Origin of the sequence: Aquisalimonas sp. APHAB1-3 (assembly GCF_048323695.1) — a bacterium.
Classification (GTDB): domain Bacteria; phylum Pseudomonadota; class Gammaproteobacteria; order Nitrococcales; family Aquisalimonadaceae; genus Aquisalimonas.
On record NZ_JBLWFT010000007.1, the window covers coordinates 72,398 to 97,494 of the forward strand.

Annotated in this window: 25 protein-coding genes; 10 read left to right on the plus strand and 15 right to left on the minus strand. The window is 67.5% G+C overall.

Annotated elements, in window-relative coordinates:
* Position 1: 1 nt before the first annotated feature.
* The 4 genes from rsxC to metG form a co-directional block, all read right to left on the minus strand.
* Positions 2 to 1,558, minus strand: coding sequence for an electron transport complex subunit RsxC (rsxC, locus tag ACNSTU_RS11675; protein WP_418212388.1), 1,557 nt, complete (start codon positions 1,556 to 1,558; stop codon positions 2 to 4).
* The gene (rsxB, locus tag ACNSTU_RS11680) at positions 1,555 to 2,109 is read right to left on the minus strand and encodes an electron transport complex subunit RsxB (protein ID WP_418212389.1); all 555 of its coding nucleotides are present in this window, start codon (positions 2,107 to 2,109) and stop codon (positions 1,555 to 1,557) included. Before rsxB ends, rsxC begins: the two co-directional genes overlap by 4 nt.
* 318 nt (positions 2,110 to 2,427) lie before the next feature.
* Entirely contained in the window at positions 2,428 to 3,009 is a 582-nt protein-coding gene (gene rsxA, locus ACNSTU_RS11685) for an electron transport complex subunit RsxA (RefSeq protein WP_091641810.1), read from the minus strand.
* A gap of 179 nt (positions 3,010 to 3,188) precedes the next feature.
* Positions 3,189 to 5,258 carry a methionine--tRNA ligase gene (gene metG, locus ACNSTU_RS11690; protein ID WP_290636060.1) on the minus strand — a complete coding sequence of 690 codons (2,070 nt, stop codon included), beginning with the start codon at positions 5,256 to 5,258 and terminating at the stop codon, positions 3,189 to 3,191.
* A 138-nt stretch (positions 5,259 to 5,396) separates the two neighbouring features.
* Between metG and rlmKL the strand changes: the two genes are divergently transcribed.
* Positions 5,397 to 7,526 (plus strand): bifunctional 23S rRNA (guanine(2069)-N(7))-methyltransferase RlmK/23S rRNA (guanine(2445)-N(2))-methyltransferase RlmL, encoded by a 2,130-nt coding sequence (gene rlmKL, locus ACNSTU_RS11695; protein WP_418212390.1) that lies wholly within the window; start codon positions 5,397 to 5,399, stop codon positions 7,524 to 7,526.
* Positions 7,527 to 7,529: 3 nt separating this feature from the next.
* On the opposite strand, the gene ACNSTU_RS11700 is transcribed toward rlmKL, so the two are convergent.
* Complete coding sequence (locus ACNSTU_RS11700) at positions 7,530 to 7,775, minus strand: hypothetical protein (RefSeq protein WP_290636054.1); 246 nt, start codon at positions 7,773 to 7,775, stop codon at positions 7,530 to 7,532.
* 125 nt (positions 7,776 to 7,900) lie between these two features.
* Complete coding sequence (locus tag ACNSTU_RS11705; protein WP_091640624.1) at positions 7,901 to 8,083, minus strand: oxidoreductase-like domain-containing protein; 183 nt, start codon at positions 8,081 to 8,083, stop codon at positions 7,901 to 7,903.
* Between the two features lie 126 nt (positions 8,084 to 8,209).
* Here ACNSTU_RS11705 and dcd point away from each other — a divergent pair, with 126 nt between their 5' ends.
* Positions 8,210 to 8,773 carry a dCTP deaminase gene (gene dcd, locus ACNSTU_RS11710; RefSeq protein ID WP_290636051.1) on the plus strand — a complete coding sequence of 188 codons (564 nt, stop codon included), beginning with the start codon at positions 8,210 to 8,212 and terminating at the stop codon, positions 8,771 to 8,773.
* Between the two features lie 30 nt (positions 8,774 to 8,803).
* Here dcd and ACNSTU_RS11715 read toward each other — a convergent pair whose 3' ends face one another.
* The 3 genes from ACNSTU_RS11715 to purM are packed head-to-tail and all read right to left on the minus strand — an operon-like array spanning position 8,804 to position 11,486.
* Positions 8,804 to 9,631 carry a DUF3034 family protein gene (locus ACNSTU_RS11715; RefSeq protein WP_290636049.1) on the minus strand — a complete coding sequence of 276 codons (828 nt, stop codon included), beginning with the start codon at positions 9,629 to 9,631 and terminating at the stop codon, positions 8,804 to 8,806.
* 29 nt (positions 9,632 to 9,660) lie between these two features.
* Entirely contained in the window at positions 9,661 to 10,326 is a 666-nt protein-coding gene (purN, locus tag ACNSTU_RS11720) for a phosphoribosylglycinamide formyltransferase (protein WP_290636046.1), read from the minus strand.
* Entirely contained in the window at positions 10,323 to 11,486 is a 1,164-nt protein-coding gene (purM, locus tag ACNSTU_RS11725) for a phosphoribosylformylglycinamidine cyclo-ligase (RefSeq protein ID WP_290636044.1), read from the minus strand. Before purM ends, purN begins: the two co-directional genes overlap by 4 nt.
* A 50-nt stretch (positions 11,487 to 11,536) precedes the next feature.
* Here purM and ACNSTU_RS11730 point away from each other — a divergent pair, with 50 nt between their 5' ends.
* On the plus strand, positions 11,537 to 12,595 hold the full coding sequence (locus tag ACNSTU_RS11730; RefSeq protein WP_290636042.1) for a DUF2066 domain-containing protein: 1,059 nt from the start codon (positions 11,537 to 11,539) through the stop codon (positions 12,593 to 12,595).
* Positions 12,596 to 12,644: 49 nt separating this feature from the next.
* On the opposite strand, the gene ACNSTU_RS11735 is transcribed toward ACNSTU_RS11730, so the two are convergent.
* Positions 12,645 to 13,673 carry a DUF481 domain-containing protein gene (locus ACNSTU_RS11735; protein WP_290636040.1) on the minus strand — a complete coding sequence of 343 codons (1,029 nt, stop codon included), beginning with the start codon at positions 13,671 to 13,673 and terminating at the stop codon, positions 12,645 to 12,647.
* 255 nt (positions 13,674 to 13,928) lie between these two features.
* Between ACNSTU_RS11735 and hda the strand changes: the two genes are divergently transcribed.
* Positions 13,929 to 14,624 (plus strand): DnaA regulatory inactivator Hda, encoded by a 696-nt coding sequence (gene hda / locus ACNSTU_RS11740; RefSeq protein WP_366214132.1) that lies wholly within the window; start codon positions 13,929 to 13,931, stop codon positions 14,622 to 14,624.
* Positions 14,625 to 14,648: 24 nt separating this feature from the next.
* On the opposite strand, the gene ACNSTU_RS11745 is transcribed toward hda, so the two are convergent.
* Both ACNSTU_RS11745 and wrbA read right to left on the minus strand, forming a co-directional pair.
* Entirely contained in the window at positions 14,649 to 14,996 is a 348-nt protein-coding gene (locus ACNSTU_RS11745) for a DUF2069 domain-containing protein (RefSeq protein ID WP_290636036.1), read from the minus strand.
* Complete coding sequence (wrbA, locus tag ACNSTU_RS11750) at positions 14,993 to 15,595, minus strand: NAD(P)H:quinone oxidoreductase (protein WP_290636034.1); 603 nt, start codon at positions 15,593 to 15,595, stop codon at positions 14,993 to 14,995. Before wrbA ends, ACNSTU_RS11745 begins: the two co-directional genes overlap by 4 nt.
* Positions 15,596 to 15,752: 157 nt before the next feature.
* Between wrbA and ACNSTU_RS11755 the strand changes: the two genes are divergently transcribed.
* From ACNSTU_RS11755 to ACNSTU_RS11770, 4 genes are all read left to right on the plus strand, one after another.
* Entirely contained in the window at positions 15,753 to 17,096 is a 1,344-nt protein-coding gene (locus ACNSTU_RS11755) for a virulence factor BrkB family protein (RefSeq protein ID WP_290637031.1), read from the plus strand.
* 21 nt (positions 17,097 to 17,117) lie between these two features.
* Positions 17,118 to 17,390 carry an acylphosphatase gene (locus tag ACNSTU_RS11760; RefSeq protein ID WP_290636030.1) on the plus strand — a complete coding sequence of 91 codons (273 nt, stop codon included), beginning with the start codon at positions 17,118 to 17,120 and terminating at the stop codon, positions 17,388 to 17,390.
* Positions 17,391 to 17,616: 226 nt separating this feature from the next.
* Positions 17,617 to 17,946, plus strand: a complete 330-nt coding sequence (locus tag ACNSTU_RS11765) for a c-type cytochrome (RefSeq protein ID WP_290636028.1) — start codon at positions 17,617 to 17,619, stop codon at positions 17,944 to 17,946.
* A 54-nt stretch (positions 17,947 to 18,000) separates the two neighbouring features.
* Positions 18,001 to 18,348 (plus strand): c-type cytochrome, encoded by a 348-nt coding sequence (locus ACNSTU_RS11770; RefSeq protein WP_290636026.1) that lies wholly within the window; start codon positions 18,001 to 18,003, stop codon positions 18,346 to 18,348.
* 57 nt (positions 18,349 to 18,405) lie between these two features.
* On the opposite strand, the gene ACNSTU_RS11775 is transcribed toward ACNSTU_RS11770, so the two are convergent.
* The gene (locus tag ACNSTU_RS11775; RefSeq protein ID WP_418212391.1) at positions 18,406 to 19,818 is read right to left on the minus strand and encodes a sigma-54-dependent transcriptional regulator; all 1,413 of its coding nucleotides are present in this window, start codon (positions 19,816 to 19,818) and stop codon (positions 18,406 to 18,408) included.
* Between the two features lie 278 nt (positions 19,819 to 20,096).
* Between ACNSTU_RS11775 and mobA the strand changes: the two genes are divergently transcribed.
* Positions 20,097 to 20,723 carry a molybdenum cofactor guanylyltransferase MobA gene (gene mobA / locus ACNSTU_RS11780; protein WP_290636022.1) on the plus strand — a complete coding sequence of 209 codons (627 nt, stop codon included), beginning with the start codon at positions 20,097 to 20,099 and terminating at the stop codon, positions 20,721 to 20,723.
* Between the two features lie 42 nt (positions 20,724 to 20,765).
* Positions 20,766 to 23,159: a tetratricopeptide repeat protein gene (locus ACNSTU_RS11785; protein ID WP_290636020.1), complete on the plus strand. Its 2,394-nt coding sequence runs from the start codon at positions 20,766 to 20,768 to the stop codon at positions 23,157 to 23,159.
* Here the strand turns inward: ACNSTU_RS11785 and yqeC are convergent, their stop codons facing one another.
* Both yqeC and ACNSTU_RS11795 read right to left on the minus strand, forming a co-directional pair.
* The gene (yqeC, locus tag ACNSTU_RS11790) at positions 23,160 to 23,915 is read right to left on the minus strand and encodes a selenium cofactor biosynthesis protein YqeC (RefSeq protein ID WP_290636018.1); all 756 of its coding nucleotides are present in this window, start codon (positions 23,913 to 23,915) and stop codon (positions 23,160 to 23,162) included. It abuts the gene before it with no gap.
* Positions 23,912 to 24,934, minus strand: coding sequence for a WD40/YVTN/BNR-like repeat-containing protein (locus ACNSTU_RS11795; protein WP_290636016.1), 1,023 nt, complete (start codon positions 24,932 to 24,934; stop codon positions 23,912 to 23,914). Before ACNSTU_RS11795 ends, yqeC begins: the two co-directional genes overlap by 4 nt.
* Between the last annotated feature and the right edge of the window lie 163 nt (positions 24,935 to 25,097).

The following is a 25,097-nucleotide window of genomic DNA, read 5'->3' on the forward strand; positions in this document are numbered from 1 at the left end:
GTCAGCTCTCGCCTCCACCGCGTTTGCGTTTACGGGCGCGCGCCACCGCCGCCTGGATCTCGGCTTTTCTGTCCGCTTTCTCCCCGGCGCCGCGCTCCGCCTGCAGCGCTTCCTTCTTGCGCCGCCGGCGCTCCGCCTGCTCCTGTTGTTCTCGTTCAAGGCGAGCCTGCCGGAAGGCGTACCGCTGCCGCGCCTGCTCGGCGAAGCGCTGATCCTCGTCGGAGGTGCGGATCTCCGATTTCGCGTGCCGGTACATGCCCACCAGCGGCAGTTTGCTGGGGCAGACGTAGGCGCAGGCGCCACACTCGATGCAGTCGAACAGACCGTCCTCGCGGATGCCCTCGTGATCCCGCCCCATGGCCTGCCAGTAGAGCTGCTGGGGTTGCAGGCGCATGGGGCAGACGTCGGCGCAGTCGCCGCAGCGGATGCAGGGCAGGGCGGGTTCCGGCGGCGGCACGGCATGCGACTCGGTCACGAGAATGCAGTTACACCCCTTGGTGACCGGGACGTTGTCGTGCTCCAGGGCGAACCCCATCATTGGTCCGCCGACAATGAGTCTGTGCCCCTGCCCGCGATAGCCGCCCGCGGCCTCGATGAGCCGGTGGATGGGCGTGCCCAGGCGCACGCGGTAGTTGCGCGGCTGGCCGACGCCCGTGCCGGCGACGGTGACGATCCTGTCCGTGAGCGGCTCGCCGTGTTCCACAGCACGGGCCACGGCGGCCACGGTGCCGGCGTTGTGGCACAGAATCCCCAGGTCCAGGGGGAGGCCGCCCGACGGGACTTCGCGCCCCGTGAGCGTCTGAATGAGCTGCTTCTCGCCGCCGGCCGGGTAGCGAACCGGAACCCGGGTGATGGTCATGCCCGGTTCCCCGGCGTCGTCCAGGGCCCGCGTGAGGGCGTCCAGCGCCGCGCGCTTCTCCGCCTCCAGGGCGATGACCACCTCGGGCGCACCGAGGATGTGGCGCATGATCCGGGCGCCGGTGACCACCTCCATGGCGTGTTCACGCAGCAGAACGTCATCGCAGGTGATCCACGGTTCGCACTCGATGGCGTTGACCACGAGCAGCGCCACGTCGGTGTCCGGCCCCGGGGTGAGCTTCACAGCCGCAGGAAACGCGGCGCCGCCGAGCCCGGCGACACCACTGTCGGCGACCCGGCGGCGCAGCCGGGCGGGTGACGCCGAGAGCCAGTCCTTCAGGGGCTCGGGTCCGTCTGCAGGGCGTGTATCCAGCCCGTCGGTGCGAATCACCACGCACGGCTCGGGCAGGCCGGAGGGGTGCGGTACGGGGCGATTCTCAACCGCGGTGACCGTGCCGGAACTGGACGCGTGCACGGTGGCGCTGAAGTCGCCCGGAGCGCGGCCGATCACCGTCCCCCGGTGAACCGTGTCGCCCGCGCTCACGGCGGGTCTGGCCGGGTCGCCGGCGTGCTGGCTCAGGGGAATGACCAGCTCCGGTGGCACCGGCAGCGTGGCGATAGGGCTGCCGGTGGAGGCGTCCTTGTGGGTCGGCAGCCGGACGCCACCCGGAAAGCCGAACAGGGCGCGTGCGATGCTCATGCGGCGTGGTCAGGGGTGTTTTCGGGCTGCGGCCAGCGCCAGTTGCGCGTGGTGGTGGGCACGGTGACGCGGTGGATGCAGTCCACGGGACAGGGATCGATGCACAGGTCGCAGCCGGTGCACAGGTCCTCGATGACGGTGTGCATCTGCCGCTGAGCGCCGATGATGGCGTCCACCGGGCAGGCCTGGATGCACAGGGTGCAGCCGATGCAGCGGTCCTCGTCGATGCGCACCACGGTGGCCTGTTCCTTGGCCTCGCCATAGGCGGTGTTCAGCGGCTGCGGTTCCCGGTCCAGGAGATCGGCGAGGGCGCGGATGGTGTTGTCGCCGCCGGGCGGACACTGGTTGATGTCCGCCTCGCCGCTGGCGATGGCCTCGGCGTAGGGTCGGCATCCGGGGTACCCGCACTGGGCGCACTGGGTCTGTGGCAGCAGGCTGTCGATGTGGTCCACCACCGGGTCGGATGCGGGGCGCAGGCGCACGGCGGCGTAGCCCAGGAGCAGGCCGAACAGCGCGGCCAGGAGGCCGATTGCCAGAATTGCTGTTGCCATGGCAGTGAGCATCCCATCCATTACCAGCCCGACATGATCGCATGTTGTGGGAGCGGCTTCAGCCGCGAGCAGCGCAGGGTCTGGTGCCGCCCCGACCGGGTGGCTTCGATCCGGGGGCGCCGCTCGGGTAATCCGGTCACGGACACGCTGTGAATACATCCCTGTACGCTTGCACTGGCCATCCATGGCCAGTGACAGTCCGTGACCGGATCACCCGACCAGCGCCTGCGGCAGCCGTCACACCGGTATCCGTCAAGGGGGGAGCACACACCCTGCGCTGCTCGCGGCTGAAGCCGCTCCCACAACAGGGGATTCTGCCTACAGGCGCACCAGCCCCGTGAACCCCATGAACGCGAGCGACATGATGCCGGCAGTGATCAGTGCGATGGCGGCGCCCTGGAACGGCACCGGGACGTCGGCCACCGCCAGGCGCTCCCGCAGCCCTGCGAAGAGAATCAGCACCAGCCCGAACCCGGCGGCGGCGCCGAAGCCGTAGAGCGCCGACGCGGCGAAACTGTGCTGTTGCTGTACGTTCAGCAGGGCCACGCCCAGCACCGCGCAGTTGGTGGTGATCAGCGGCAGAAAGATCCCCAGCACCCGGTGTAGCAACGGGCTGGTGTAGCGCACCACCATTTCCGTGAACTGCACCACCGCCGCGATCACCAGGATGAACGCGATGGTGCGCAGGTACTCGATTCCCAGGGGCGCGAGCACCCATGTGTTGACCAGGTAGCTCACCACCGACGAGAGCGTCAGCACGAACCCGGTGGCCAGTGCCATGCCCACACACGTCTCCACCTTGCGGGACACGCCCATGAACGGGCACAGCCCCAGGAACTGGGTCAGCACGAAGTTGTTGACCAGCACGGTGGCGACGAGAATGAGAGCGAGTTCGGTCATGGGCGCTGGCTGCAACGTCTCGGATAGGGCCCGCAGGGCCCGTAGGGTGGACCTTCAGGTCCACCATGTCGGCCTTCGATGAACCGTCCTGGCCCTATGTCTGGCGATGGTGGACCTGAAGGTCCACCCTACGGAGCTGGGGATTCGCCGGGCAGACCGTCTGGTGTCACCGGTTGCTGCTACTTGACGCGCATGCCCGGTTGGGCGCCGCTGTCGGGCTCCAGAATGAACAACTCGTCACCGCCGGGACCCGCCGCCAGCACCATGCCCTCGGAGACGCCGAAGCGCATCTTGCGTGGCTCCAGGTTCGCCACCATGACCGTCAGGCGTCCGCGCAGCTGATCGGGGCTATAGGCGCTGCGTAGCCCGGCAAAGACGTTGCGAGTTTCGCCGCCCACGTCAAGGGTCAGCTGCAGCAGCTTGTCGGCGCCGTCCACCAGGGCCGCCTCCTCGATGCGCGCGACGCGCAGATCCACCTGACCGAAGGTGTTGATGTCCACCGGGTCGGCAATGGGGTTGTCGGCGAGGGGGCCGCTGGCCGCCGGCGCGTCCCCCTTGGGCGCCAGGGTTTCCTTCGATTCCTCGATCATGGCGTCCACCGCGTCCCGCTCCACCCGCGTTGCCAGCGGTTTGAACCGGTTGATGGTGTGGTCGAGCAGCGGCGTCTGCACCGACTGCCAGTCCTGGGCATCCAGGTTCAGAAAGGCCTCGGCCTCCGTGGCGATCTTCGGCACCACGGGCGTCAGGTACACCATGAGCACGCGGAACAGGTTCAGGGTCTGGGTACAGACTGCCTGCACCTGCGGCAGGGTCTCTTCACTCTTGGCCAGCACCCAGGGTTGCTGTTCGTCAAAGTACTGGTTCGCCTGATCCGCCAGAGTCATCACGTCGCGGACAACGCGGGAGAATTCCCGGTTCTCGTAAGCTTCGGCGATCTGCTCGCCCTTGGCGACGAACTCGCGGTAGACCTCCGGCGCGGGGAGTTCACCGGCCAGCCGGCCGTCGAACCGTTTGCTGATGAAACCTGCGCTGCGGCTGGCGATGTTCACCAGCTTGCCCACCAGATCGGAGTTCACGCGCTGCGTGAAATCCTCCAGGTTCAGGTCCAGGTCGTGGACGCTGCTGCCAAGCTTCGCCGCCATGTAGTAGCGCAGGTACTCCGGGTTCAGGTGGTTCAGGAATGTCCGCGCCATGATGAACGTGCCGCGGGACTTGGACATCTTGGCGCCGTCGACGGTCATGAAGCCGTGGGCGCAGATCTTCGTTGGCTTGCGGAAGCCGGCGCCATGGAGCATGGCGGGCCAGAACAGGGCGTGGAAGTAGACGATGTCCTTGCCGATGAAGTGGTACAGCTCGGTGTCGGAGTCCGCCTTCCACCAGGCGTCGAAATCCTCGCCGTTGCGGTCGCACCAGTTGCGGAAGCTGGCCATGTAGCCGATGGGCGCGTCCAGCCACACGTAGAAGTACTTGTCGTCCGTGCCGGGGATCTGAAAGCCGAAGTAGGGGGCATCGCGGGAGATGTCCCATTCGCGCAACCCTTCCTGGAACCACTCTTCCAGCTTGTTGGCCACTTCCTGCTGAACATGGCCGCCGCGCGCCCACTCGGTGAGCATGGCCTCGAAATCCTGCAGGCGGAAGAAATAGTGCAGGGATTCACGCGTCTCCGGCGTCGCGCCCGAGATCACGGAGACCGGGTTCTTCAGATCCGTGGGTGTGTAGGTGGCGCCGCACGCCTCGCAGGAGTCGCCGTACTGATCGGCGGCGCCGCATCGAGGGCATTCGCCCTTGATGTAGCGGTCCGGCAGGAACATGCCCTCTTTCGGATCGTACGCCTGCTTGATGGTCCGGCTGTCGATGTGTCCGGCGGCGTGCAGACGGTTGTAGATCAGCTCCGACAGCTCCCGGTTCTCCGGCGAGTGCGTGGTGTGGTAGTTGTCGAAGCCGATGTTGAATGCGGCGAAATCGTCCTGGTGTTCGCGGCCGATGCGCTCGATCAGTTCCTCCGGCGTAATGCCGAGTTCGCGCGCTTTCAGCATGATCGGCGTGCCGTGGGCGTCGTCCGCGCAGACGTAGATGCAGCGGTTGCCCCGCAGTTTCTGGAAGCGCACCCAGATGTCGGTCTGGATGTACTCCACCAGGTGCCCGAGGTGGATCGGGCCATTGGCGTAGGGAAGCGCGCTGGTCACCAGGATGTTGCGTTGCATGGTGCCTCGATCGGTTGTCTTGGGTTGAAAGGCCGGTGCGGCGATTACGAATCGTGCGAGGCCGCCAGTATGCCAGATTCGTTACAGTTTTCGGGGTGCCGGTCGCCAATGGCGTGCTGCCAATCGGCGGCGTAACCCGCGTACAATGCGTCCTCGTTCAGGATCGGGTGACCAGCTGTGTCCATGTCTCAAGAGTTTTTTGCCACCAGCCCGGGCGGCCTGGAAGGGCTGCTCGCCAGCGAGCTGTCCGCCCTGGGCGCCGGGGACGTTTCCGAGCAACGCGGCGGTGTGCGGTTCAGTGGGTCGTTGGAGACCGCGTACCGTGCCTGTCTGTGGTCGCGGGTGGCGAACCGGGTGTTGTTGCCGGTGGCGCATTTTGCCGCAGCAGACGGCGATGCCTTGTACACGGGCGCACGCGCCGTGGATTGGGCGGCACTGATGCAGCCCGGGATGACCATTGCGGTGGATTTCGGCGGCTTACGGCCGGCCGTGGAACACACCCATTACGGCAGCCTGCGGGTCAAGGATGCGGTGGTGGATGCCTTCCGCGATGCGACCGGGAAACGCCCCGATGTGGATGTGGAGGGTGCCGGGTTGCGTATCAACGCACACCAGGCGGGAGAGGACGTCACGCTGGCCGTGGATCTCTCCGGCGGCAGCCTGCACCGGCGTGGCTACCGCCGTGCCGGTGTTGCGGCGCCGTTGAAGGAGAATCTGGCGGCGGCCATGCTGTTGCGCGCGGAGTGGCCCGCCGTCGCGGCGCAGGGCGGTGGTTTCGTGGATCCGTTCTGCGGCTCGGGCACCCTGCTGGTGGAAGCGGCGCTCATGGCTGGTGACGTGGCGCCGGGGCTGCTCCGGGAACAGTGGGGGTTTGCCGGCTGGCAGGGGCATGACCCCGGGTTGTGGCAGGTGCTGCTCGACGAAGCCCATGGGCGCCGTGACCGGGGCCTGCCGGCGCTCCCCGCTATTGTGGGCTATGACCAGGACGCCCAGGCGGTCCGCACTGCGCTGGCATCCGTGGAGGCCGCCGGCCTGACCGGGCGTGTGCACGTGGAGCGCCGGGAACTGGCGGATGCGGAGCCGCCGCGGCGGAGCCCCGGTGCCGGGTTGGTGGCCACCAATCCGCCCTACGGCGAGCGCATCGGTGGTGACCGCAGCCTGCTGCCGCTCTATGCCCGGCTGGGCGATCTGTTGCGTTCGCGCTTTCCCGGCTGGCGCGCCATGGTGCTCAATGGCGCCAACCTGGAGATCGGGCTGAAACCCGAGCGCAGCTGGATGGTTCGCAACGGCCCCATCAAGTGCCGCCTGGAGCGGTTTGCCATCCGTGATGAAGATGCTGGCGCAAGCGCGGAGGAGGCGGCATCACTCGCCAACCGCGTGCGCAAGAACCAGCGCCGGCTCAAGTCCTGGCTCAAGCAGTCGGGCGTGAGCTGCTACCGGCTCTACGATGCCGACGTGCCCGAGTTCGCCCTGGCGGTGGATTACTACCGCACCCTGGAGGACGGGCCGTGGCTGCACGTCCAGGAGTACGCGCCGCCGGCGACCGTGGACGCCAGGGACGCCGCGAGGCGGCTGCGCGCCGCCGTGGCGGCGCTGCCCGATGCAACCGGCGTCGCGGCGGGGCAGATCGCGTTCAAGGTGCGCCAGCGGCAGAAGGGCCGACAGCAGTATCAGCGCCAGGCGCAGGCCGGCCGTTTCCACACGGTCATGGACGGTGACGCCCGCGCGCTGGTGAATTTCACCGATTACCTGGATACCGGCCTGTTTCTCGATCACCGGCCCGTGCGCGAGTGGATCGGAGCCAACGCCACCGGGGGCGCGTTTCTGAACCTGTTCGCCTACACCGGCATGGCGACGGTTCATGCGGCGCTCGGCGGTGCCCTGACTACCACCAGCGTGGATCTCTCCGCCACGTATCTGGAGTGGACGCGCCGTAACCTGGAGGCGAACGGACATAGTGAGGGTCCGGCGCACCGGCTGGTGCGGGCCGACTGTCTGAGCTGGATGCGGGAAGCCGCCAGGCGGGGCGCCGAGACGTACGAACTCATCCTGCTTGATCCGCCGAGTTTCTCCAACTCCAAGCGCATGCAGGAGACGCTCGATGTCCAGCGCGATCACGCGGAGTTGATCGCCCTCGCCGCGCAGTTGCTGACCAATGACGGGCTGCTGATCTTCTCCACCAACCGGCGGCGGTTCCGGCTCGATGTCGATGCGCTTGGCGGGTTGCGGGTCGAGGACCGGAGCGACTGGTCGATTCCAGCGGATTTCCAGCGCAACCGCGGCATTCACCGCTGCTGGTTCATACGGCGTTAGCCGTCACTGCAGCTTCTGCTGCGCTTCCTCCAGGGGGAGTTCCGTGTCTTCCACGTAGACGGACAGAGAGATGCCGCGGGTTTCGTTGCTCATGACCTGGTAGTCAAGGCTCTCCAGGTCGCCGGTGATGATGTCGCCCACGGCCACGGCGTCATCGTCCATGATGCCGAGCACGGTGAACTCTCCGTGCTCCGTCTCGACGGCGGCGACGCCGTCTTCGCTGTTGAACAGGGTCACCGTTCCTCGCATGGGCTGTTACTCCTCCATGGCCCGCGGGCAGCCTGCATCACGGCCCGGCGGGCAGCGTGCAGATCTTGTTGTGTTCCGGATTCAGCTTACGACCACGCCATGCTCCGGTCCAGAGCAGCGGGGCGTTACTGCTGCCCCGCCTGCTCGGCCTGCCACTGCGCCTTGATCCGCTCCACGCGCGCTTCCCAGCGCTCCAGTTCGTCGTCGTAGAGCTCCAGAATGCAGGGGTCGCAGCCGCTGCCGCAGCACTCCGACGGGTCGGGTGGTTCCGGTTTCGGTGGCAGCTTGGGCCCCTGTGCCGTGCTCATAGTCAACGCTCCCCTGACTGGAATGGTGTGGATGCCCTGCGGTTAGTTGGCTCCGCCGGAGGTGGTGGTTACAATCCTGCCTTTCGCGCCCGGGCTTGTGGCAGCCCAGACAACAGGATAACGCCCATGGCAATCAAGTCCGACAAGTGGATCCGCCGTATGGCCGCGGACGGCATGATCGAGCCGTTCGAGCCCGGCCAGGTGCGGGAGACGGACAAAGGCAAGATCATCTCCTACGGCACGTCCAGTTACGGTTACGACGTTCGCTGTGCCGACGAGTTCAAGATTTTCCACAACATCAACTCGGCCATCGTCGACCCGAAGCATTTCGACGAGAACAGCTTTGTCGACGTGCAGTCGGACGTGTGCATCATCCCGCCGAATTCGTTCGCCCTGGCGCGTACCGTGGAGTACTTCCGTATCCCCCGTTCCACGCTCACCATCTGCCTTGGCAAATCCACCTATGCCCGCTGCGGCATCATCGTCAACGTGACGCCGCTGGAGCCGGAGTGGGAAGGGCATGTAACCCTGGAGTTCTCCAACACCACGCCACTGCCGGCGCGCATCTACGCCAACGAGGGCGTGGCGCAGATGTTGTTTCTGGAGTCGGACGAGGTCTGCGAGACGTCCTACAAGGATCGCGGCGGCAAGTACATGGGCCAGAGCGGCGTGACGCTGCCCCGCTCGTAAGCGGTCGCCGGCCGGCGGGCGGGACAGGCGTCAGTAACGCCCGCGCAGGGCGATGAATGGCCCGTTCTGGCGCGGCTTTCCGCCCAGCCGGCCAAGGTCCTGCCAGCCCAGTGCCAGATGAACATCTTCATTGACGCCATACCCGGCGTAGGCGCTCCACCAGGGGTCACCGGGATCGGTCGCCGGCTGGTGCCGGTTCTCCCGGTATTCGCCGCTGATACTGAGTCGGCTGGTCAGGCTGGTGTGGACGGCGCCTTCCAGTTGCACACGGTGATGATCATGCTCGGCATTGCCGAAACCGAAAAGGCCCCCGGCGTTCGCCCGTGTGTAACGGGCCGTGGCGTGAACAAGCACCGCCTGTGACGGCCCGAGGCGGTACCCGCCGCCGGCGCTGAGCGTGGCATCCCAGTCGTTGCGCCGCTCCGGCGCGATGCCGATCCGGTCTTCCAGTCCGAAATCGCGCTGCCGGCGGTGGCTCACACCCACGGACGCCGCGGGTCGGAGCGGTGCACGGGCCGACCCCGCCAGTCGCAACCGGGCGGCGAAGACATTCTGTCTCGCATCGTCGCTGCTGCCCGCGCCGAGATTGGGCTGCGCGGCACTGAGCTCCAGCCGGTCGTCCAGGGTGAGTGAGGCACCGATGGCCGTGAACTGTACGTCCGTGAGCCGGGCGTGGGTAACCGCGACATTGCCGCTTACGGCGTTGCCCGCGCCGGTGAGCTGCGGGCCCGGCGTCAGAACGCCGTCGGCCGCCCCTTCGATCTGCCCCGGCAGCCCGGCCGCAAAGGGGGTGGCGTGCATGGCGCCGGGGAGAAGGGAGGCCGTGAGCAGGATAGGTGCCAGGTACCGGTGGTGCATCGATCCTCCCGGAGCGGCGGGTTGTTTCCTCAGGACGGGACGGGGTCGGCGTCCCGCAGGCGAATAGGGGCATGCAGTGGCTTGCCGTCCAGCACGGCGGTTTCGCCGTCCAGTGTCAGCCGACCCTCCGCGAACCAGCGAACGACCAGCGGATAGATCCTGTGTTCCTGCTGTTGGACCCGGCGCGCCAGCACCGGTTCAGTATCGTCCGTCTCGATGGGGACGACGCCCTGGGCGATGACCGGGCCGGCGTCCAGCGTGGGCGTGACGAAGTGCACGCTGCAGCCATGTTCGGCGTGACCTGCCTCCAGCGCCCGTCGGTGTGTGTGAAGGCCGCGGAATGCAGGGAGGAGCGATGGGTGGATATTCAGCATCCGGCCCCGGAAGTGATTCACCAGCTCGTCGGTGAGAATGCGCATGAAACCGGCGAGGACGACCAGGTCCGGCGTACGGGCGTCAATCCGCTGCTGCAGTGCGGTGTCATACGCGGCGCGCTCTGCGTAATCGCGGTGATCCAGCACCTCGGTGTCGATGCCGGCTGCACGGGCACGCTCCAGCCCGTAGGCGCCGGGCCGGTTGCTGATGACGGCGCGGATCTCTGCCGGCAGCGTGCCGGCCTCGCGGGCGTCGATCAGGGCCTGGAGGTTGCTGCCGCTGCCCGAGATGAGCACCACCAGAGAGGGGCAGCCTGTCATGCGCCCTCCGTGAAGCGCACGCCCGATGCCGCGTCCGCTTCCACGTGGCCAATCCGCCAGGCGGTCTCGCCGTGGGCGCGGAGTCGTGCCAGCGCTGTGTCGCAATCGTCCTCGGGCACGCAGACCACCATGCCGACGCCGCAGTTGAACGTGCGGTACATCTCGGCATCTGCAATATTGCCGCGGGTCTGCAGCCAGCGGAACACGGGCGGCCACTCCCAGCTGGTGGTGTCGATCACCGCGCCGCAGCCTTCGGGAAGTGTCCGGGGGAGGTTCTCCGGCAGCCCGCCGCCGGTGATGTGGGACATGGCGTGGACATCCACCTCCGCCATGAGCGCGCGAATGGCACGGGCGTAGATACGTGTGGGCGCCATCAGCGCCGCCCCCAGAGGTTCCCCGGCGAGGTCTTCGTCGAGGCTGGCGCCGCTGTGCTCGATCACGCGCCGCACCAGGGAGTAGCCGTTGGAGTGGGGGCCGCTGGAGCCCAGGGCGATGAGTGCGTCGCCGGGCTGGACCCGGCTGCCGTCGATGATGGCGTCCCGTTCGACGATGCCGACGCAGAACCCGGCGAGATCGTAGTGTCCTTCGGCATACATGCCGGGCATCTCCGCCGTCTCGCCGCCGACCAGTGCCGCGCCTGCCTGCTCGCAGCCGCAGGCGATCCCCTCGACCACGGCTGCCGCCACGTCCACGTCCAGCCGCCCGGTGGCGTAGTAATCGAGAAAGAACAGCGGCTCTGCGCCGCTCACGAGAATGTCGTTGGCGCACATGGCCACCAGATCGACGCCGATCCCGTCGTGGCGTCCGGTCTCGATGGCGAGCTTGAGTTTGGTGCCAACGCCGTCGGTGCCCGACACCAGCACGGGCTGGCGGTAGCGGTCCGTCGGCAGGGCGAACAGGCCACCGAATCCGCCCAGGCCGCCGAGGACCTCCGGCCGTTGGGTGCGGGCTACCGCGGGCCGGATGCGGTCCACGAGGCTGTTGCCGGCATCGATGTCGACACCGGCATCGCGATAGGTCAGGCCGTCGTCCGGCGGGGTCTGGTCCGAAGCCACGAGTGCGCTCTCCCTGTTGGGCGGGGCGAATCTGTCAGGGGGCGTATGGTAGCGGATACGGGCCGTGTCGGCATCCGCCGCGGACGGCGGGAACCGTTCGTCCATGCTAGAGTCTCATTGCATTCGGGAATGAACGAGAGGCATGCGGGGACGGCATGGAATACCGGAAGTGGCTTCTACTGATATTGCTGCTCCTGCCGGGACTGAGCCTGGCGGGTACAGGGTTGTTCGATGCGCGCATCCAGGTGGACAGTGAGTCCGCCTCGGAGCGTGACGAGGCAACCCGTGACGGGCTGGAGACGATTCTCACCCGGCTCACCGGGAGAGAGGTCCCGGCAGACGACGACGCGCTCGCCGAGGTTCTGGAGCAGTCTACCCGCTACGTCCAGCAATACGGCTACGACTCCGACGACGACAGGCTTTACCTGCGCGTGCGCTACGACGGCCGCGTGCTGCAAAGGGATCTCGTGGAGCAGGAGATTCCCATCTGGCCGCGCGAGCGACGGCCGAGAACGCTGGCCTGGGTCGTGGTTGATCAGGGCGGCAGCCGCCGCATCCTCGGCGGGGACGAGTCGCCGGACCTCCAGGCAGCACTCCGGGATGCCGGTGCGCGCACCGGTCTGCCGGTGCTGTTTCCGTTGATGGACCTGGAAGATCAGCAGGCCATCCGTGCCTCGGAAATCTGGGGCGGTTTCCGCGAACCCATCGAGCGCGCCTCCGAACGCTACGACGCCGACGCCGTTCTGGTGGGGCGGGTGGCTCAGCGCGGGCAGGGCTGGCGCGGGCGCTGGGTCCTTTATTGGGAGGGCGAGAGCCACTCGTGGACAGTGGACAACGACAGTGCGCCGGACGTGCTTGATGTGGGCGTTGAGGCGGGGGTTACCCGGCTGGCGGAGTACTACGCGGTGGTCCCCGAAGATGGCGAGGTGGGGCGTCTGACCCTGCGTGTGCGCGATGTCGGCGGGCTTGACGGCTATGCCCGGGTCGAGAACTACCTGCGTGACCTGAGCGGTGTCGAGGCGGTGGACGCCATTCGCATGGGCGGAGGCGCCGTCGATTTCCGGCTGACGTTCCAGGGCCTGCCCGAACGGGCGCTGCAGCGCATGCGCAGCGGAAGCCTGCTTGCGGAGCAGGAGCTGGATGAGGGTGATGCGCCGGACGCCGATGACGATGGGGCGCGGCCGGACTACATCTTCAGGCTGAGCGGGTCCTGAGCGGCATCCTGCGCCGGGCGCCTCCATGGCACCCGGCGCGCGCGAGCGGTTACCAGCTATAGCCCGCGGTCAGTACGTAGGCCGTATCGGTCTTCCGATTGTCCGAGGGGGGCTGGTTCTCGTAATCGAAGTTGATCTGGAACGTCCCGGTCATGCCGATGATGAACGGGAAGCGCACCCCGGTGCGCGTGCTGATGATGGTGTCGTCGGTGTTCTCGAGATTCACCAGCCCCTCCTGGGCGTGAAACAGGCGGATGCCGTTGCCCGCGAACCGCTCCTCATAGTCCAGCGCCCAGCGGCCGGCCGGGTTGGTCTGGTTCTCATCGGTGTAGAAGTCCTCGTTCACGTAGCTGATACCGGCCTCGGCAGACAGCGTCCGCGTGCCGGTATCGAAGAACTGATAACCAAGACCGACACCGGCGGTGGTGCGCAGGCGAAGATCGCGAAACCGGTCCCGCGCCAGTGACACATTGCTGTTGAGGTAGAGCGCTTCCGTGACGAAGTGATCGTAGCGCACGCCGCCTGCGGCGTTGTCCACCGTGTCCTCGCCCTGGTCCCGCGTGCGGTTGAACTCGGCGTTGAAGCGGACCCGGTTGACGTCGCTGCGAACGCTCGCATCCGCCGTGCCGCTGTAGGTCTGGGTGCGGGTGTTGCCGTCGGTCACGCGCGCGCCGAGACTGATGTTACCGGTGGAGCGGATCGGCTCACGCACTGGGGTGTCGGGGCCGGTGACCCGGGTGATCTGGCCAATCGGGAAAGTGATCGGGTCGTCGAACTGTTCGCTGTCGAGCCGCAGGGCCCCGTCGTCCGCCTCCACCGCCTGCCCACGGACTTCGGTGCCGTCTTCCATCAGCACCTGGATGGTTTCGTCGGTTTCCAGCCGGACGATGGTGTCCAGGGAGAGGAGGAGCGGGTCGTCCGATGCCTCGGGCTGGAACTTCACCCGGTTGCCGTCGATCTCGATCAGCGTGCCGGTGATGCGGTCACCGTTGCCGAGGGTGACGGTGTCTGCCATGGCGGCGTGTGTTGCGGCAAGACCCAGAGCGGAGACGGTCAACAGCAGATGGCGTGGTCGCACAGTACCTCCCAGCGTGAATGCGGATTGCAGTGAGCGCGGGCAACGCGCGGTGAATGCTCGCCCGGACTGCACCGGAGTCTACCCACCGGCGGTGGCAGGGGAAACCGTCGTCCGGTGACGCCGCATGTCGGCGTTCGGGCGTTCCCGGCCCGGCTGGCAGAGCCGGGGTCGCGGGAGTGTGTGGCGGCGGCGTACAATCGCTCCGCAAATCCCGGGATTCGCGTGTTGGAGACCTGCATGGCGCAGTTGCCACCCCTGAAGTCGGCCCAGCTTCCCCTTGGCATCCGCTGGAACGATGCCGCCAGCATGGAGAGCTTCTGTCCCGGCGCCAATGCGCAGGCGCTGGCAGCGGTCGAGCGGCTGCTGGCCGGCGGCGAACAGTGCGTCTACCTGCACGGCGCCGCCGGGACGGGCAGAAGCCATCTGCTGCAGGCGGCCAGCCGGGCCCTGGGTGACCGGGGGCAGTCCGTGGCGTACCTGCCCCTGGGGCAGGGGCTACCGTTGTCGCCGGAGGTGCTGGATGGTATGGAGCGGCTGGCACTGGTGGCGCTGGATGATCTGGATGCCATCGCCGGCGAGCCGGCGTGGGAAGAAGCCGTGTTCCACGCCTTCAATCGCCTGCGCGACAGCGGTGTCCGCGTTCTGATCAGTGCCGGCGACCGCCCCGAGGCGGCCGGCTTTCTGTTGCCGGATCTGGTGTCCCGGTTGCAGTGGGGACTGATGCAGCGGCTGCGGCCCATGGACGATGACGACAAGCTCGCCGCACTGCGGCACCGGGCGGGGTTAAGGGGCCTGGATCTGCCTGCGGAAGTGGGGCGTTATCTCATGCGGCGCCAGCCCCGTGACACGGCGTCCCTGTTCCAGTTGCTGGAAACACTCGACCAGGCGGCGCTGGCGGAGCAGCGCCGCCTGACCGTCCCGTTCGTGCGTGAAGTTCTGGCGCAGGCCTGACCGTGATCGCGCCGGGTGGTCCTGTTACGCCCGGGATAGCCGCACGTAGGTCACACAGCCGGTGAACAGGGCGAGGCTGAGCACAATTTCCACGCCCGCCAGCCAGCCGGTCATGCCGGGGGTGGTGACGAAGGCGACGCCGTGGATGAAGTACCCCATGGAAACCAGGCTCGTCCAGGCACACGTGTAGTGCCGGCCGTAGAGTATGCCCCGCACCCCTGCGGCCAGTGGGCCGACACCGAGGAGCACCAGGGGGGCCACCAGCGCCGGGTCCGGTGGTGCAAGCCAGGTCAGCCAGCTCAGTAACAGCGCAATCAGCCCGAGTTGGGCCACGATCGCCGTGCGGTGCGCCAGACGCGGGAGAGGGGTCATGCGCGCCCCCGTTTCAGTGTCGTGGCGGTCGCCGCCAGCCGTTGTCCCATGGCGCGGCATAAGGTCTCCTCGTCCTCGCTGTGTGGCTCCGAGCCGTCGCCGCCCGCCACGTGGCTGGGGCCGTAAGGTGTGCCCCCGGAGCGGGTCGTTGCCAGCTCGGGCTGTGTGTAAGGCAGTCCCACCAGGAGCATGCCGTGGTGGAGCAGGGGCATCATCATGGTGAGCAGCGTCGTTTCCTGGCCGCCGTGCAGGGAGCCGGTGGAGGTGAAGGCCGCCGCAGGCTTGCCGGCCAGTGCTCCGCTCAGCCACAGCCCCGAGGTGCCGTCCAGGAAATGCTTCAGCGGTGCTGCCATGTTGCCGAAGCGGGTCGGACTGCCGAGGGCGAGGCCATCGCACTGTTCCAGATCGTCCAGGGTGGCGTAGGGCGGCCCGGATGCGGGGACCGGCGGGTCCGACGCTTCGGTCGTCACCGACACCGGTGCGACGGTCCGCACGATCGCGCTGGCTCCGTCCACGGTCTCTATTCCGCGCGCGATCTGTTCGGCCATGTGCCGGGTTGCACCATGGCGGCTGTAATACAGGACTAGAATGCGAGTCATGGCTCTCCCGGCGGTGCTCCGGTGGCGGGTGTGGTCGCTCGAAGGCTGCATTGTAGGGCAGAGGCGGCTATGGCTGAAGGCTGCATCGGGCATGGCGCCGTGACACCATGGTGACAGCGTGGGCACGAGCCCGAAGGACAGGGGTGACGAGACAGGCATGAAGTGGACGGCGCGAGTTCCTGATCGGCAGCACCTGATGCGTTCGGGCATCAACGGTGCCCGTGAGGCTGTTGGCTTCCTGCGGCACGTGGCAGACCGGTTCGTGCAGGACGGCTGTCTGAACAGCGCCGGCACGCTGGCCTACACCACGCTGTTGTCGATCGTGCCCCTGTTTGCCGTCGTTTTCTCCGTAATGACGGCGTTCCCCGTGTTCGAGGAGTTCAGCGGGCGCATGCAGGATTGGCTGTTCCAGAACCTGGTGCCGACGTCCGGCGCCGTGGTGCAGGACTACATCCAGCAGTTTGCCAGCCGGGCGGCAGGCCTCACGGCGGCGGGCCTGGTTGGTATCACCGTCGCCGCCATTCTGATGATGGCGGCCATCGACAAGGCCATGAACCGTATCTGGCGGGTTGGCAAACGCCGCCCGCCGGTGCAGAGCTTCATGGTGTACTGGACCGTCATCACCGTGGGGCCGTTTCTTGTTGCAAGTTCGTTGGTGCTGTCGTCCTATCTCATCGCCCTGGCTGAGTTCACCGACGTGGCCGACGGTGGCTCGCTGCAGCAGCGCCTGCTGGCGATCACGCCCTTTGTCGGCGTGGTGCTGGCGTTCACTTTTCTGTATGCGGCGGTGCCCAATCGGCGCGTGCCGGTCTGGCACGCCGTCACCGGTGCGGTGGTCGCCGCGGCGTTGTTTGAAGTGGCCAAGTACGGGTTCGCGGCTTTCGTCACGACAATGCCGACCTACGAGGCCATCTACGGCACGCTGGCGGCGTTGCCGATATTCCTGATCTGGATCTACGTCTGCTGGGTCGTGGTGCTGCTTGGCGCCGAGTTCACCCAGGCCCTGGCCGGGTACCGTCAGGGGCGGCGTGGATCACTGTCGGACCCGCGACTGGCACTGGTGCTGGCGGTGCGATTGACTGGCGATTTCTGGCGTGCTCAGCAGCAGGGCCACGGGCTCACCCTGCAGGACCTCCTGAAGCGAGAACCCGACGCCGACGAGGCCGCCGTGTCCGAGGCACTGAAAGCGCTGGAACATGCGCGGGTGGTGCGTCGTACCGAGGAGGGGAGCTGGGTGCTCGCCCGCGACCCATCCACCTATACGCTGCTCGACCTCTATCGCAGCTACCCGTTCGTCCTGGCCGATGTGCCGGCGCGGTTGCGCGATCGCGATGCCTGGAACCGGGCGCTGTCGCACACCCTGGCCGAGGCGATCGGCCGGATCGAGGGCATTCTCGACCAGCCGGTGCGGGATCTGTTCGAAGCGGGCCCGGCAGCGCGCGGTGGGCAGGGTGACGACGACCGGCCACCGGATCGGGCCGCTGGCGGCGGCAGTGGGTAGTAACCGGAACGGAGGAGGGGTATGTCGCAAAAGTGTCTGCTTGGTCACGTCTCCGGGCGGGTCCAGGGGGTATTCTTCCGGGGAAGCGCGCAGGAAGAAGCGCGCAGACTGGGGCTGCGCGGGTATGCCATGAATCTGCCGGACGGGCGGGTCCAACTCTTGGTCAGTGGCCCCGACGCGGAACTCGAGGCGTTTCAGGCATGGGTCGCGCAGGGCCCGCCCAATGCAAGAGTGGATGACGTGGTCTGGGAGCCCGCGACCGACGCGCCGCCCGCGGGCTTTCAGGTACGGTAGAGCCGCTCCTGTTCCATCGGCGAACGGCACTTTGTCCGCGGCTTGGCGGCAGAAGCGCTTCATCCCAGGTTGGTCTCGGAGGCCGGTGGCGCTATCATCTGCTACTTCTCAACCTTTACGGTCGGGTCGATCCATGGAACCATACGCGCTGGTTTGCGGGTCGCAATTCACCGGGGGCGTGTGTCCTGGTCGACCACTGGATCAAGATTCAGCAAGAGAGCACTCAATGAGATTGAAGACCTTGTTCCTCGGGCTGGCGCTCGGCGCCGTGGCTGGAGTTGGCACCGCCCAGGCGGATGATGAAGCGGGTGATCCGGTGCGGGGCGAACGCCTGGCTGATACGTGCATGGGGTGTCATGCCGTCGAGGGTGCGCGCAACGCTTATCCGTCGTACCGCGTTCCCAAACTGGGCGGGCAGTTCGAAGAGTATCTGGTGATTGCCCTGGAAGCGTATCGGGATGGCGAGCGGGATCACCCCACCATGAACGCCCAGGCGCACGGTCTCAGCGACCAGGAGATGCGCGACATTGCCGCATTCTTTGCGCAGGAGCGCTGATTTGCCAGCGGTCGCCGGTACACAGTCAGGTTTCCAGCAGGAAGTCAGAAAACGATGATGAAATCCAGTTCACTTTCCGCAATCGGCGCGCTGGCGCTGATGATATCCGCACCGGCGCTGGCCATTGACCGTGGAGATCCCTCGGTCGGACAGCAGATCGCCGAAGACCAGTGCATTGCCTGTCACGCGGTGGACGGCTCCCAGAGCAACCCGGAGTGGCCAAAGCTGAGCGGTCAGTACGCGGATTATCTCTTCCGTTCCCTGCAGCAGTACCAGGACGGCACGCGCGAGAATGCCGTCATGCAGGGGCAGGTGGAAGGTCTCTCCACCCAGGATCTCCGTGATCTTGCGTCGTACTATTCACGGCTGGACGGCGATCTGTACGTTCCGCGGAAGCGCTGAGCGCACTCCGTTACGCCGTTTTGGGCAGTGATGACGCCCACGACGGCGTGATCCCGTCTAGGCGGACGCGTCGTCGCCCGCCTGATTCCAGGCTTTCACTTTCCGTTCCAGCGTCTTCCGCGACACGCCGAGCCGCCGCGCGGCTTCGGACTTGTTGCCCCCCGTCGTGCGCAGCACCTTGAGGATGTGTTGCTTCTCCACCTCCTCCAGGGGCATGTCAGCCGGGAATCCGTAGTCGCTGTCGCCGTCGCCCAGGGAGATGGGGGCGTCCACCTGCTGCTCCACCAGGCATTCCGCTGGCGTGCGGCCCAGCAGCATCGCCCGCTCGATCAGGTTCTTCAGTTCACGGACGTTGCCTGGCCAAGGATGCTGGGCAAGACGCTCCATGTCGGCGCTGGTGAAGCGGGGCGACGGCAGCGCCAGTTCCTCTGCCAGCGTGTCCGCAAACTGCTTGGCGAGATGAGGGATGTCTTCCGGGCGCTCCCGCAGGGGCGGCAGTCGCAGCCCGAGTACGTTGAGCCGGTAGTAGAGATCCTCGCGGAAGTGACCGGCAGCGACTTCGTCCGCAATGCTCCGGTTGGTTGCCGTGACGATGCGTGCGTCAACGGTGATTTCCCGCTCCGAGCCCACCGGGCGGATCGTCCGTTCCTCCAGAACGCGTAGCAGCTTGGCCTGCATGCCCAGTGGCATCTCGCAGATCTCGTCCAGGAACAGCGTGCCACCGTTGGCGTGGATGAACAGGCCCTCGCGGGACTGTGTCGCCCCGGTGAATGCCCCCTTCACGTGGCCGAACAGTTCACTCTCAAGGAGCTCCGGGGATATGGACCCGCAATTCACCGGCACGAACGCGCCGCGCCGCCCGCTGAAGTGGTGGAGGCTGCGTGCGGCGACCTCCTTGCCGGTGCCGGATTCCCCTTCCAGCAGCACCGTGGTGCCACGGCTGGCAACGCGCCGGATCAGCCCCATGAGGCTGCGCATGGCCTCGCTGTGGCCGATGACGCCTTCCAGGCCTCGGGGCGGATCCACGTGGGCCGGGGACGCAGTAGTGGCCTCCAGGCTTTGCTCCACCGCCGTCAGCATCTGATCCAGCGAAAACGGCTTGGGCACGAAGCGAACGCCGGACAACTCGGCGGCTTCCCGGGTCTCCATGACCTCCGGATACGCCGTCATCATCACGATGGGGGTGTTGACGCCCGATTCGCGCAGCGTCCGGGCCCAGTCCAGGCCGGAGCGATCCGGCATGCGCACATCGATGATCAGCACGTCGTAGCGCCGTTGTCCACGCAGTGCATCGGCCTGTTCCACCGTCTCGGTAACATCCACGGACGCACAGAGCTTTGCTAGGGCAAAGCGCATGAAGTCACGGATGTTCAGCTCATCATCGACGACGAGCGCTGCAAGCTGGTGCTGTGTATTCCGCGTTCCCTGCGAGCTCGCGTCCGAAACCACCTGGTTCACGGATTCATTCACGCGTCAGCCCCTTATGGGTCAATCGAAAGCGACGTATTCGGACAATCGGGTGAGGGGTGCCCAGCGGCCAATCCCGCAAAGGGTTGCGCCGACGGGGTCCGCCTCGCTGACCGACATGGTGCGACTCAATGGACCACTTCAGCTGTTTCATGGTCAATTATGACCCATGAGGCCATTGGTGCGTCAAATCCACATGTTCAGCGTCCGGGTCCTTGCAGTCCCGCGACAGCGGTCCTGGCTGCTATGATGCGACCCTGTGCGGCAGGCAGGACAGCGCCATGACCCGACCTGAAACTAACACCGTTACGGGAGTCGTGCTCGCGGGTGGTCGCGCGACACGCATGAACGGCACCGACAAGGGGCTGGTGGAGGTTGCCGGTGAGCCCATGGTGGATCACGTGATCAGGCGTCTGCGCCCCCAGGTGGCGGCGCTGGTGATCAACGCCAACCGCAGTCACGCCGTCTACGCCACCCGTGGCTGGCCCGTGGTGCCGGATGCGTTCGGCGAGTTCGCCGGTCCGCTTGCAGGCATGGCTGCGGGGTTGCGGGCGGCGGAGACCGAATGGGTCGTGACGGTGCCCTGCGATTCGCCCCTGGTACCGGCGGATCTGGTCACCCGGCTCAGTCGCGCGGTTGTTGATGCGGCCGCAGATGCTGGTGTGGCGTCCGGCGCGGGCCGCATGCAGCCCGTGTTCGCGCTGCTGCCACGCCGCCTGCTGCCGGATCTCGAATCGTTCCTGAGCGAAGGCGGGCGCAAGATCGATCGCTGGTATGCGCAGCATGCAGTGGTCGATGTGGAGTTCGACGACGCCGAAGGCGCATTCCTGAACGTGAACACACCGGACGACCGGGACCGGCTGGAAGCGCGGCTTGAGGGCCGCCCGCACCCGGAAGCCGATCACTGATTGCCGTTCCTTCCGCAGATTGAGAAAGAGGGACCCGGATTCATGCCAGACCAGCACATGCCAAGCGACAGCGATCCGCTTGCGGGCGCGGATCACGCCGCGTATGCCGAAGCACTGGCCGGTGCGACCGTCAGTCGTGACGCGATCCGCAGACTGAACCGGCACGCCGCGCGGAACGCGGCGCCGCTGGTGATTACCGGCTCGGGAACGGCCCCCCTCCTGGCGCAGTGGTCGCGCGCCCATGAGCGCAAACATCCCGAGGCTGCCTGTTTCACCCATTTCGTCGGCTGTACCGGCGAGAGCCGGGGGACGGAGCGGTTGCTCGAGCGGTTGCTGCTGTGGCTGCGCGCCTGTAGCGGCATGCCCGACCCGCTGCCCGTGGATGGCGAGGCTCGGCGCGAGGTGTTGCCGAACTGGCTGGCCCGGGCGGCGGCGCGCGGAACGCTGGTGATCTTGCTCGATGCCGTGGATGCGCTGGCGGATGACGATGCCGGTGCCGCGCTGGAGTGGCTGCCGACCCATCTCCCGCCCGGGGTGCGCATGATCATCGGCACCGCCGCCGGCGCGCCCGTCGCCGAGCAGTTGCGCCACCGCGGCTGGCAGGTGGAGGGCCTGGCGGAGAGCGGCGAATCGGACGCTGAGCCGGTATCGGTGGATCCGTACCCGGCGGAGCCGCTGCGCTTGCTCTGGGCGAGCCGCAGCGGCGTGACGCCGGAGGAGCTGGCGGCGGCCGGGCATGATGCAGGGGCGCTGGGCGAGCTCGTGTGCCCCCTCGGGGACCGCCTGACCCTGGCGGGTCCCTGCGTGCGCGATGCCGTCCAGCGTCGGCTGTTGCCCGACGGTGCCGAGCGCCAGGCCGCCCACGCGGCTCTGGCGGCCCTCGTGAAGCGCGCCGGCAGTGCGAGCCGGCGGCTGCAGGAGGTGCCGTGGCAGTGGGCGGAGGCGCGGCACTGGGAGGAGCTGGCCGCGGAACTGGCCGACCCCGATACCCTCTCGACACTGCTCGATCAGCCGGATCGGCTGGACCTGTTCCGCTACTGGTCGGCATGGGGCGAGGCGGACACGCTCGCCAACTGGTATGCCGACCGGATTCCGGGCTGGCGTCGGCAGCTGGCTCCGGATGCGCTGGCGGAGCTGCTGCTCGGGCTGGCCTCGGCGCTGCGTGACCTGGGCGCGACGGATGCCCTCCGGGCCCACATCGACGCGCTGGACAGCGAACAGGCCCAGCTCCCCGTTTCGTTGCAGGCGCGGGCCCTGGCCGTACGCGGCAGCTGGCTCATGGACCGTGACGAACACGGGGCGGCGGAAGCGCCGCTGCGCCAGGCGCTGGCGCTGCGTCTGGAAGCCCACGGCGCCGACCACCCGGAGACCCGTACCAGCCGCCACCAGCTGGCCACCTGGCACGAGGAGCGCGGGGAACTGCAGCAGGCCGTGGAGCTATACCGCGAGGCGCTGCAGCAGCGCGAACGCACTCTGGGGCAGCGGGATGCGGGGCTGATCCCGTATCTCACCAACATCGGTGCAGTCTACAAGGCCATGGACGACATCGCCGCCGCCAAGCCGTGGTACCGGCGCGCCCTGGATATCGCCGAACGGCAGTACGGCAACGGCCACCCCACCACGGCCGCATGCCTCGACAATCTCGCCGGCGTGATTTATGCGGAGCACGATTTCGATCAGGCAGAGACGCTTTACCAGCGCGCCCTTGGTATCGCCGAGACGGTGTTCGGCGCCATGCATGCGGCCACCGCCGCGGCGGCCCACAACCTGGGCGCGGTGATGGACGCGCGGGAGGATTTCCGTACCGCCGAAATGCTGTTCCAGCGCGCCCTGGATGTCCGGGAGGAACTGTTCGGCGCGGAACACGTGGATACCGCGTCCACGTTGCACAATCTGGCCGGCGTCAAGGACGCCATGGGTCGCTATACCGACGCCGAACCTCTCTACCGCAAGGCGATTGCCAACTGGGAGGCACTGGTGGGGGAGCAGCACCCGGCCACGGCCACCAGCGTGAACAACCTCGCGGACCTATTGCGGGAGACGGGCCAGTACGACGAAGCCGAGCAGCTCTATCGCCGCAACCTGGAGACGTGGGGATCGCTGATGGGCGGTGACCACCCCCATACGCTGATGACCCTCTGCGAACTGGCCGGGCTGTTCGCAGAGCAGCAGCGCTACCAGGAAGCCGAACCCATGTTGCGGGATGCGGTGGACCGGACCGCCCAGGTGCTGGGGCGGGACAATATGGACCACATCAACGCGGTGACCCGCCTGGCGGCGCTGTACCGGGATACCGGGCGTCGCGATGACGCGCGCCAGCTGCTCAAGCAGGCAGTGCTCTCGGTGGAGGGCACGCTGGGCATGATGTCACCGCGGGTGCAGAAACTGCGGCGGCATCTGGAGGCCCTGGACGTGGACCCGGACCGGCTGCACTAGCTACTGGCGCCGGATGACGTCCACCAGCAGGCCCGGCGCCTTGAGGCTGGTCAGTACCACCCGGTCGAACCGGTCGCTGCCGTCGAGGATGTGGCGCGCCGCGGTTTCAGCGGCTTCGCGGGCCACTCCGGAGTCGACCATGTTCAGCACCGGTACCGGCGTCGCCGACCCCGTGCCCTGCAGCAGCCCGTGCGGGTGCGTGTAGAGCCGCGCCATGGCCGCCGGCGTCAGCAGCTGACCTTCTGCCAGCTCGGTGATGGCCAGTACCTGGTCCAGACGGTGGGCGATCCGGTCGTTCACCGGGCGCGCCAGCGCGTGCACCGAACCCACCAGCAGCGCCGTATCCGCATAGGCCGGGATGCGCGGCTCGTCGTCGCGGGGGGCCTTGATGAGGCGCATGCGGGCGCCATCCGCCTTCACCGCGGTCAGCCCGAAGCCACCGTCCGCGTGGATGCCCGCCAGGGTCTCGGCCGATACGCCGGCGAGGCGGCCGGCCTTGTCCGTGGGCTGGGCGTAAAGAATGCGCGGGGCGGCATGCTGCGGCACCAGCGTCCGGAGCTGCGTCTCGTCATCCACCACAACAGTGGCCTCCAGCCGTGGCGGAGGCTGGTAGGTGAACACCGTGGTGGTCATGGCCGTGCGGCCCGGGTAGTGCTGGAGCAGGTGGTACAGAAGGGTCTTCTTGCCCCCGGCGCCCACGGCGCAGACGATGCCCTCGCGGATGCCCAGTGCCTCCAGCAGCGGTTCGATGTTCACCTGACAGCCTCCTCGGGGACCACGGCCGCCTTCACCGACAGGATTCGTGGCAGAAAGCCCTCCAGCAACCGCCAGCTCCGGCCGCGGTCACGGCTCGCGAACAGGTGGCCGCTGGAGGTCCCCATGTAGACGCCGCACTCCGGCAGATCGTCCACATCCATGGCGTCACGCAGCACCGAGACGTAGGCGTGGTCCTGCGGCAGGCCGTGTGTCAGTGCCGTCCACGTGCGGCCGCCGTCGCCGGTGCGGTAGACCCGCAGCCGGCCTTCCACGGTGGTGCGCAGATGGTTGCTGTCGATGGGCACCACGTACAGCACATCCGGGTCGTCGGCCTCGGTCACCGCCGCGTAGCCGAAGTCGCTGGGCAGTCCGGCGGTGATCTCCGTCCAGGTCTCGCCCGCGTCGTCGCTGCGGTAGACGCCGTTGTAACACTGCCGGTACAGCCGCTCCGGGTTGCGCGGGTGAACCACCAGACGATGGATGTTGTGCCCGGTCTCCGGGGCGGCCTGGGGCAGGTGTTCCGCGCGCACGCCGCGGTTGATGGGCGTCCAGTGTCCGCCGTCGTCGTCGCTGCGGAACGCGCCACCCGCCGATACCGCGGCGAACAGCCGCCGTGGCCGGGTCGGCAGGGTGTGGATGGAGTGCAGCGAGAAGCCGCCCTTGGCGGGCTCCCACGTGCGGCGCGTGGGATGGTGGTTCAGCCCCTCGACCCCCTGCCAGGAGTCGCCGCGGTCGTGGCTGACGAAAAGCCCGGCGGGGTCGATACCGGCGTACAGCGTCTGCGGCGCGTCGGTGTCGCCCGGCGCCAGATACCAGATGGCGTTCAGCGCCGAGTCGAACGTGCCGGCGGGGTGGCTCGGCGGCGCCGCGGTGGGCGACCAGGTCGCGCCGGCGTCGTCGGTGCGGTAGACGTGCGCGCCCCAGATCAGGTGCTTGGCGGCGGCGTAGCCGCGCTGCGGGTCGCGGGGGTCGAGCCAGGCGTGGAGGATCTCGTAGCCTGCGATCAGCGGCCCGTCCATGTGCCATGTCTCCCGGTTGCGGTCACTTGTCACGCGAAACAGGCCTTTCTGGGTTCCCACCAGAAGGACAACGCGAGTGGCATCGTGCGGGGAAGGCTGGCGCATCGGGCTCCTCGGGTGACGGTGTGAGTGGCATGACGAACCGGGCTGTATTGCACCAGAA

What these genes read in the sequence shown, in the direction of transcription:
- rsxB (WP_418212389.1), bottom strand. Translation starts at nt 2,109, where the DNA reads ATGGCAACAGCAATTCTGGCAATCGGCCTCCTGGCCGCGCTGTTCGGC.
- ACNSTU_RS11785 (WP_290636020.1), top strand. Translation starts at nt 20,766, where the DNA reads ATGCCAGACCAGCACATGCCAAGCGACAGCGATCCGCTTGCGGGCGCG.
- rsxA (WP_091641810.1), bottom strand. Translation starts at nt 3,009, where the DNA reads ATGACCGAACTCGCTCTCATTCTCGTCGCCACCGTGCTGGTCAACAAC.
- ACNSTU_RS11700 (WP_290636054.1), bottom strand. Translation starts at nt 7,775, where the DNA reads ATGCGAGGAACGGTGACCCTGTTCAACAGCGAAGACGGCGTCGCCGCC.
- purM (WP_290636044.1), bottom strand. Translation starts at nt 11,486, where the DNA reads ATGGACGAACGGTTCCCGCCGTCCGCGGCGGATGCCGACACGGCCCGT.
- rsxC (WP_418212388.1), bottom strand. Translation starts at nt 1,558, where the DNA reads ATGAGCATCGCACGCGCCCTGTTCGGCTTTCCGGGTGGCGTCCGGCTG.
- ACNSTU_RS11760 (WP_290636030.1), top strand. Translation starts at nt 17,118, where the DNA reads ATGTCGCAAAAGTGTCTGCTTGGTCACGTCTCCGGGCGGGTCCAGGGG.
- rlmKL (WP_418212390.1), top strand. Translation starts at nt 5,397, where the DNA reads ATGTCTCAAGAGTTTTTTGCCACCAGCCCGGGCGGCCTGGAAGGGCTG.
- ACNSTU_RS11715 (WP_290636049.1), bottom strand. Translation starts at nt 9,631, where the DNA reads ATGCACCACCGGTACCTGGCACCTATCCTGCTCACGGCCTCCCTTCTC.
- ACNSTU_RS11745 (WP_290636036.1), bottom strand. Translation starts at nt 14,996, where the DNA reads ATGACCCCTCTCCCGCGTCTGGCGCACCGCACGGCGATCGTGGCCCAA.
- ACNSTU_RS11755 (WP_290637031.1), top strand. Translation starts at nt 15,753, where the DNA reads ATGAAGTGGACGGCGCGAGTTCCTGATCGGCAGCACCTGATGCGTTCG.
- ACNSTU_RS11730 (WP_290636042.1), top strand. Translation starts at nt 11,537, where the DNA reads ATGGAATACCGGAAGTGGCTTCTACTGATATTGCTGCTCCTGCCGGGA.
- ACNSTU_RS11705 (WP_091640624.1), bottom strand. Translation starts at nt 8,083, where the DNA reads ATGAGCACGGCACAGGGGCCCAAGCTGCCACCGAAACCGGAACCACCC.
- mobA (WP_290636022.1), top strand. Translation starts at nt 20,097, where the DNA reads ATGACCCGACCTGAAACTAACACCGTTACGGGAGTCGTGCTCGCGGGT.
- purN (WP_290636046.1), bottom strand. Translation starts at nt 10,326, where the DNA reads ATGACAGGCTGCCCCTCTCTGGTGGTGCTCATCTCGGGCAGCGGCAGC.
- wrbA (WP_290636034.1), bottom strand. Translation starts at nt 15,595, where the DNA reads ATGACTCGCATTCTAGTCCTGTATTACAGCCGCCATGGTGCAACCCGG.
- ACNSTU_RS11765 (WP_290636028.1), top strand. Translation starts at nt 17,617, where the DNA reads ATGAGATTGAAGACCTTGTTCCTCGGGCTGGCGCTCGGCGCCGTGGCT.
- dcd (WP_290636051.1), top strand. Translation starts at nt 8,210, where the DNA reads ATGGCAATCAAGTCCGACAAGTGGATCCGCCGTATGGCCGCGGACGGC.
- ACNSTU_RS11795 (WP_290636016.1), bottom strand. Translation starts at nt 24,934, where the DNA reads ATGGACGGGCCGCTGATCGCAGGCTACGAGATCCTCCACGCCTGGCTC.
- ACNSTU_RS11770 (WP_290636026.1), top strand. Translation starts at nt 18,001, where the DNA reads ATGATGAAATCCAGTTCACTTTCCGCAATCGGCGCGCTGGCGCTGATG.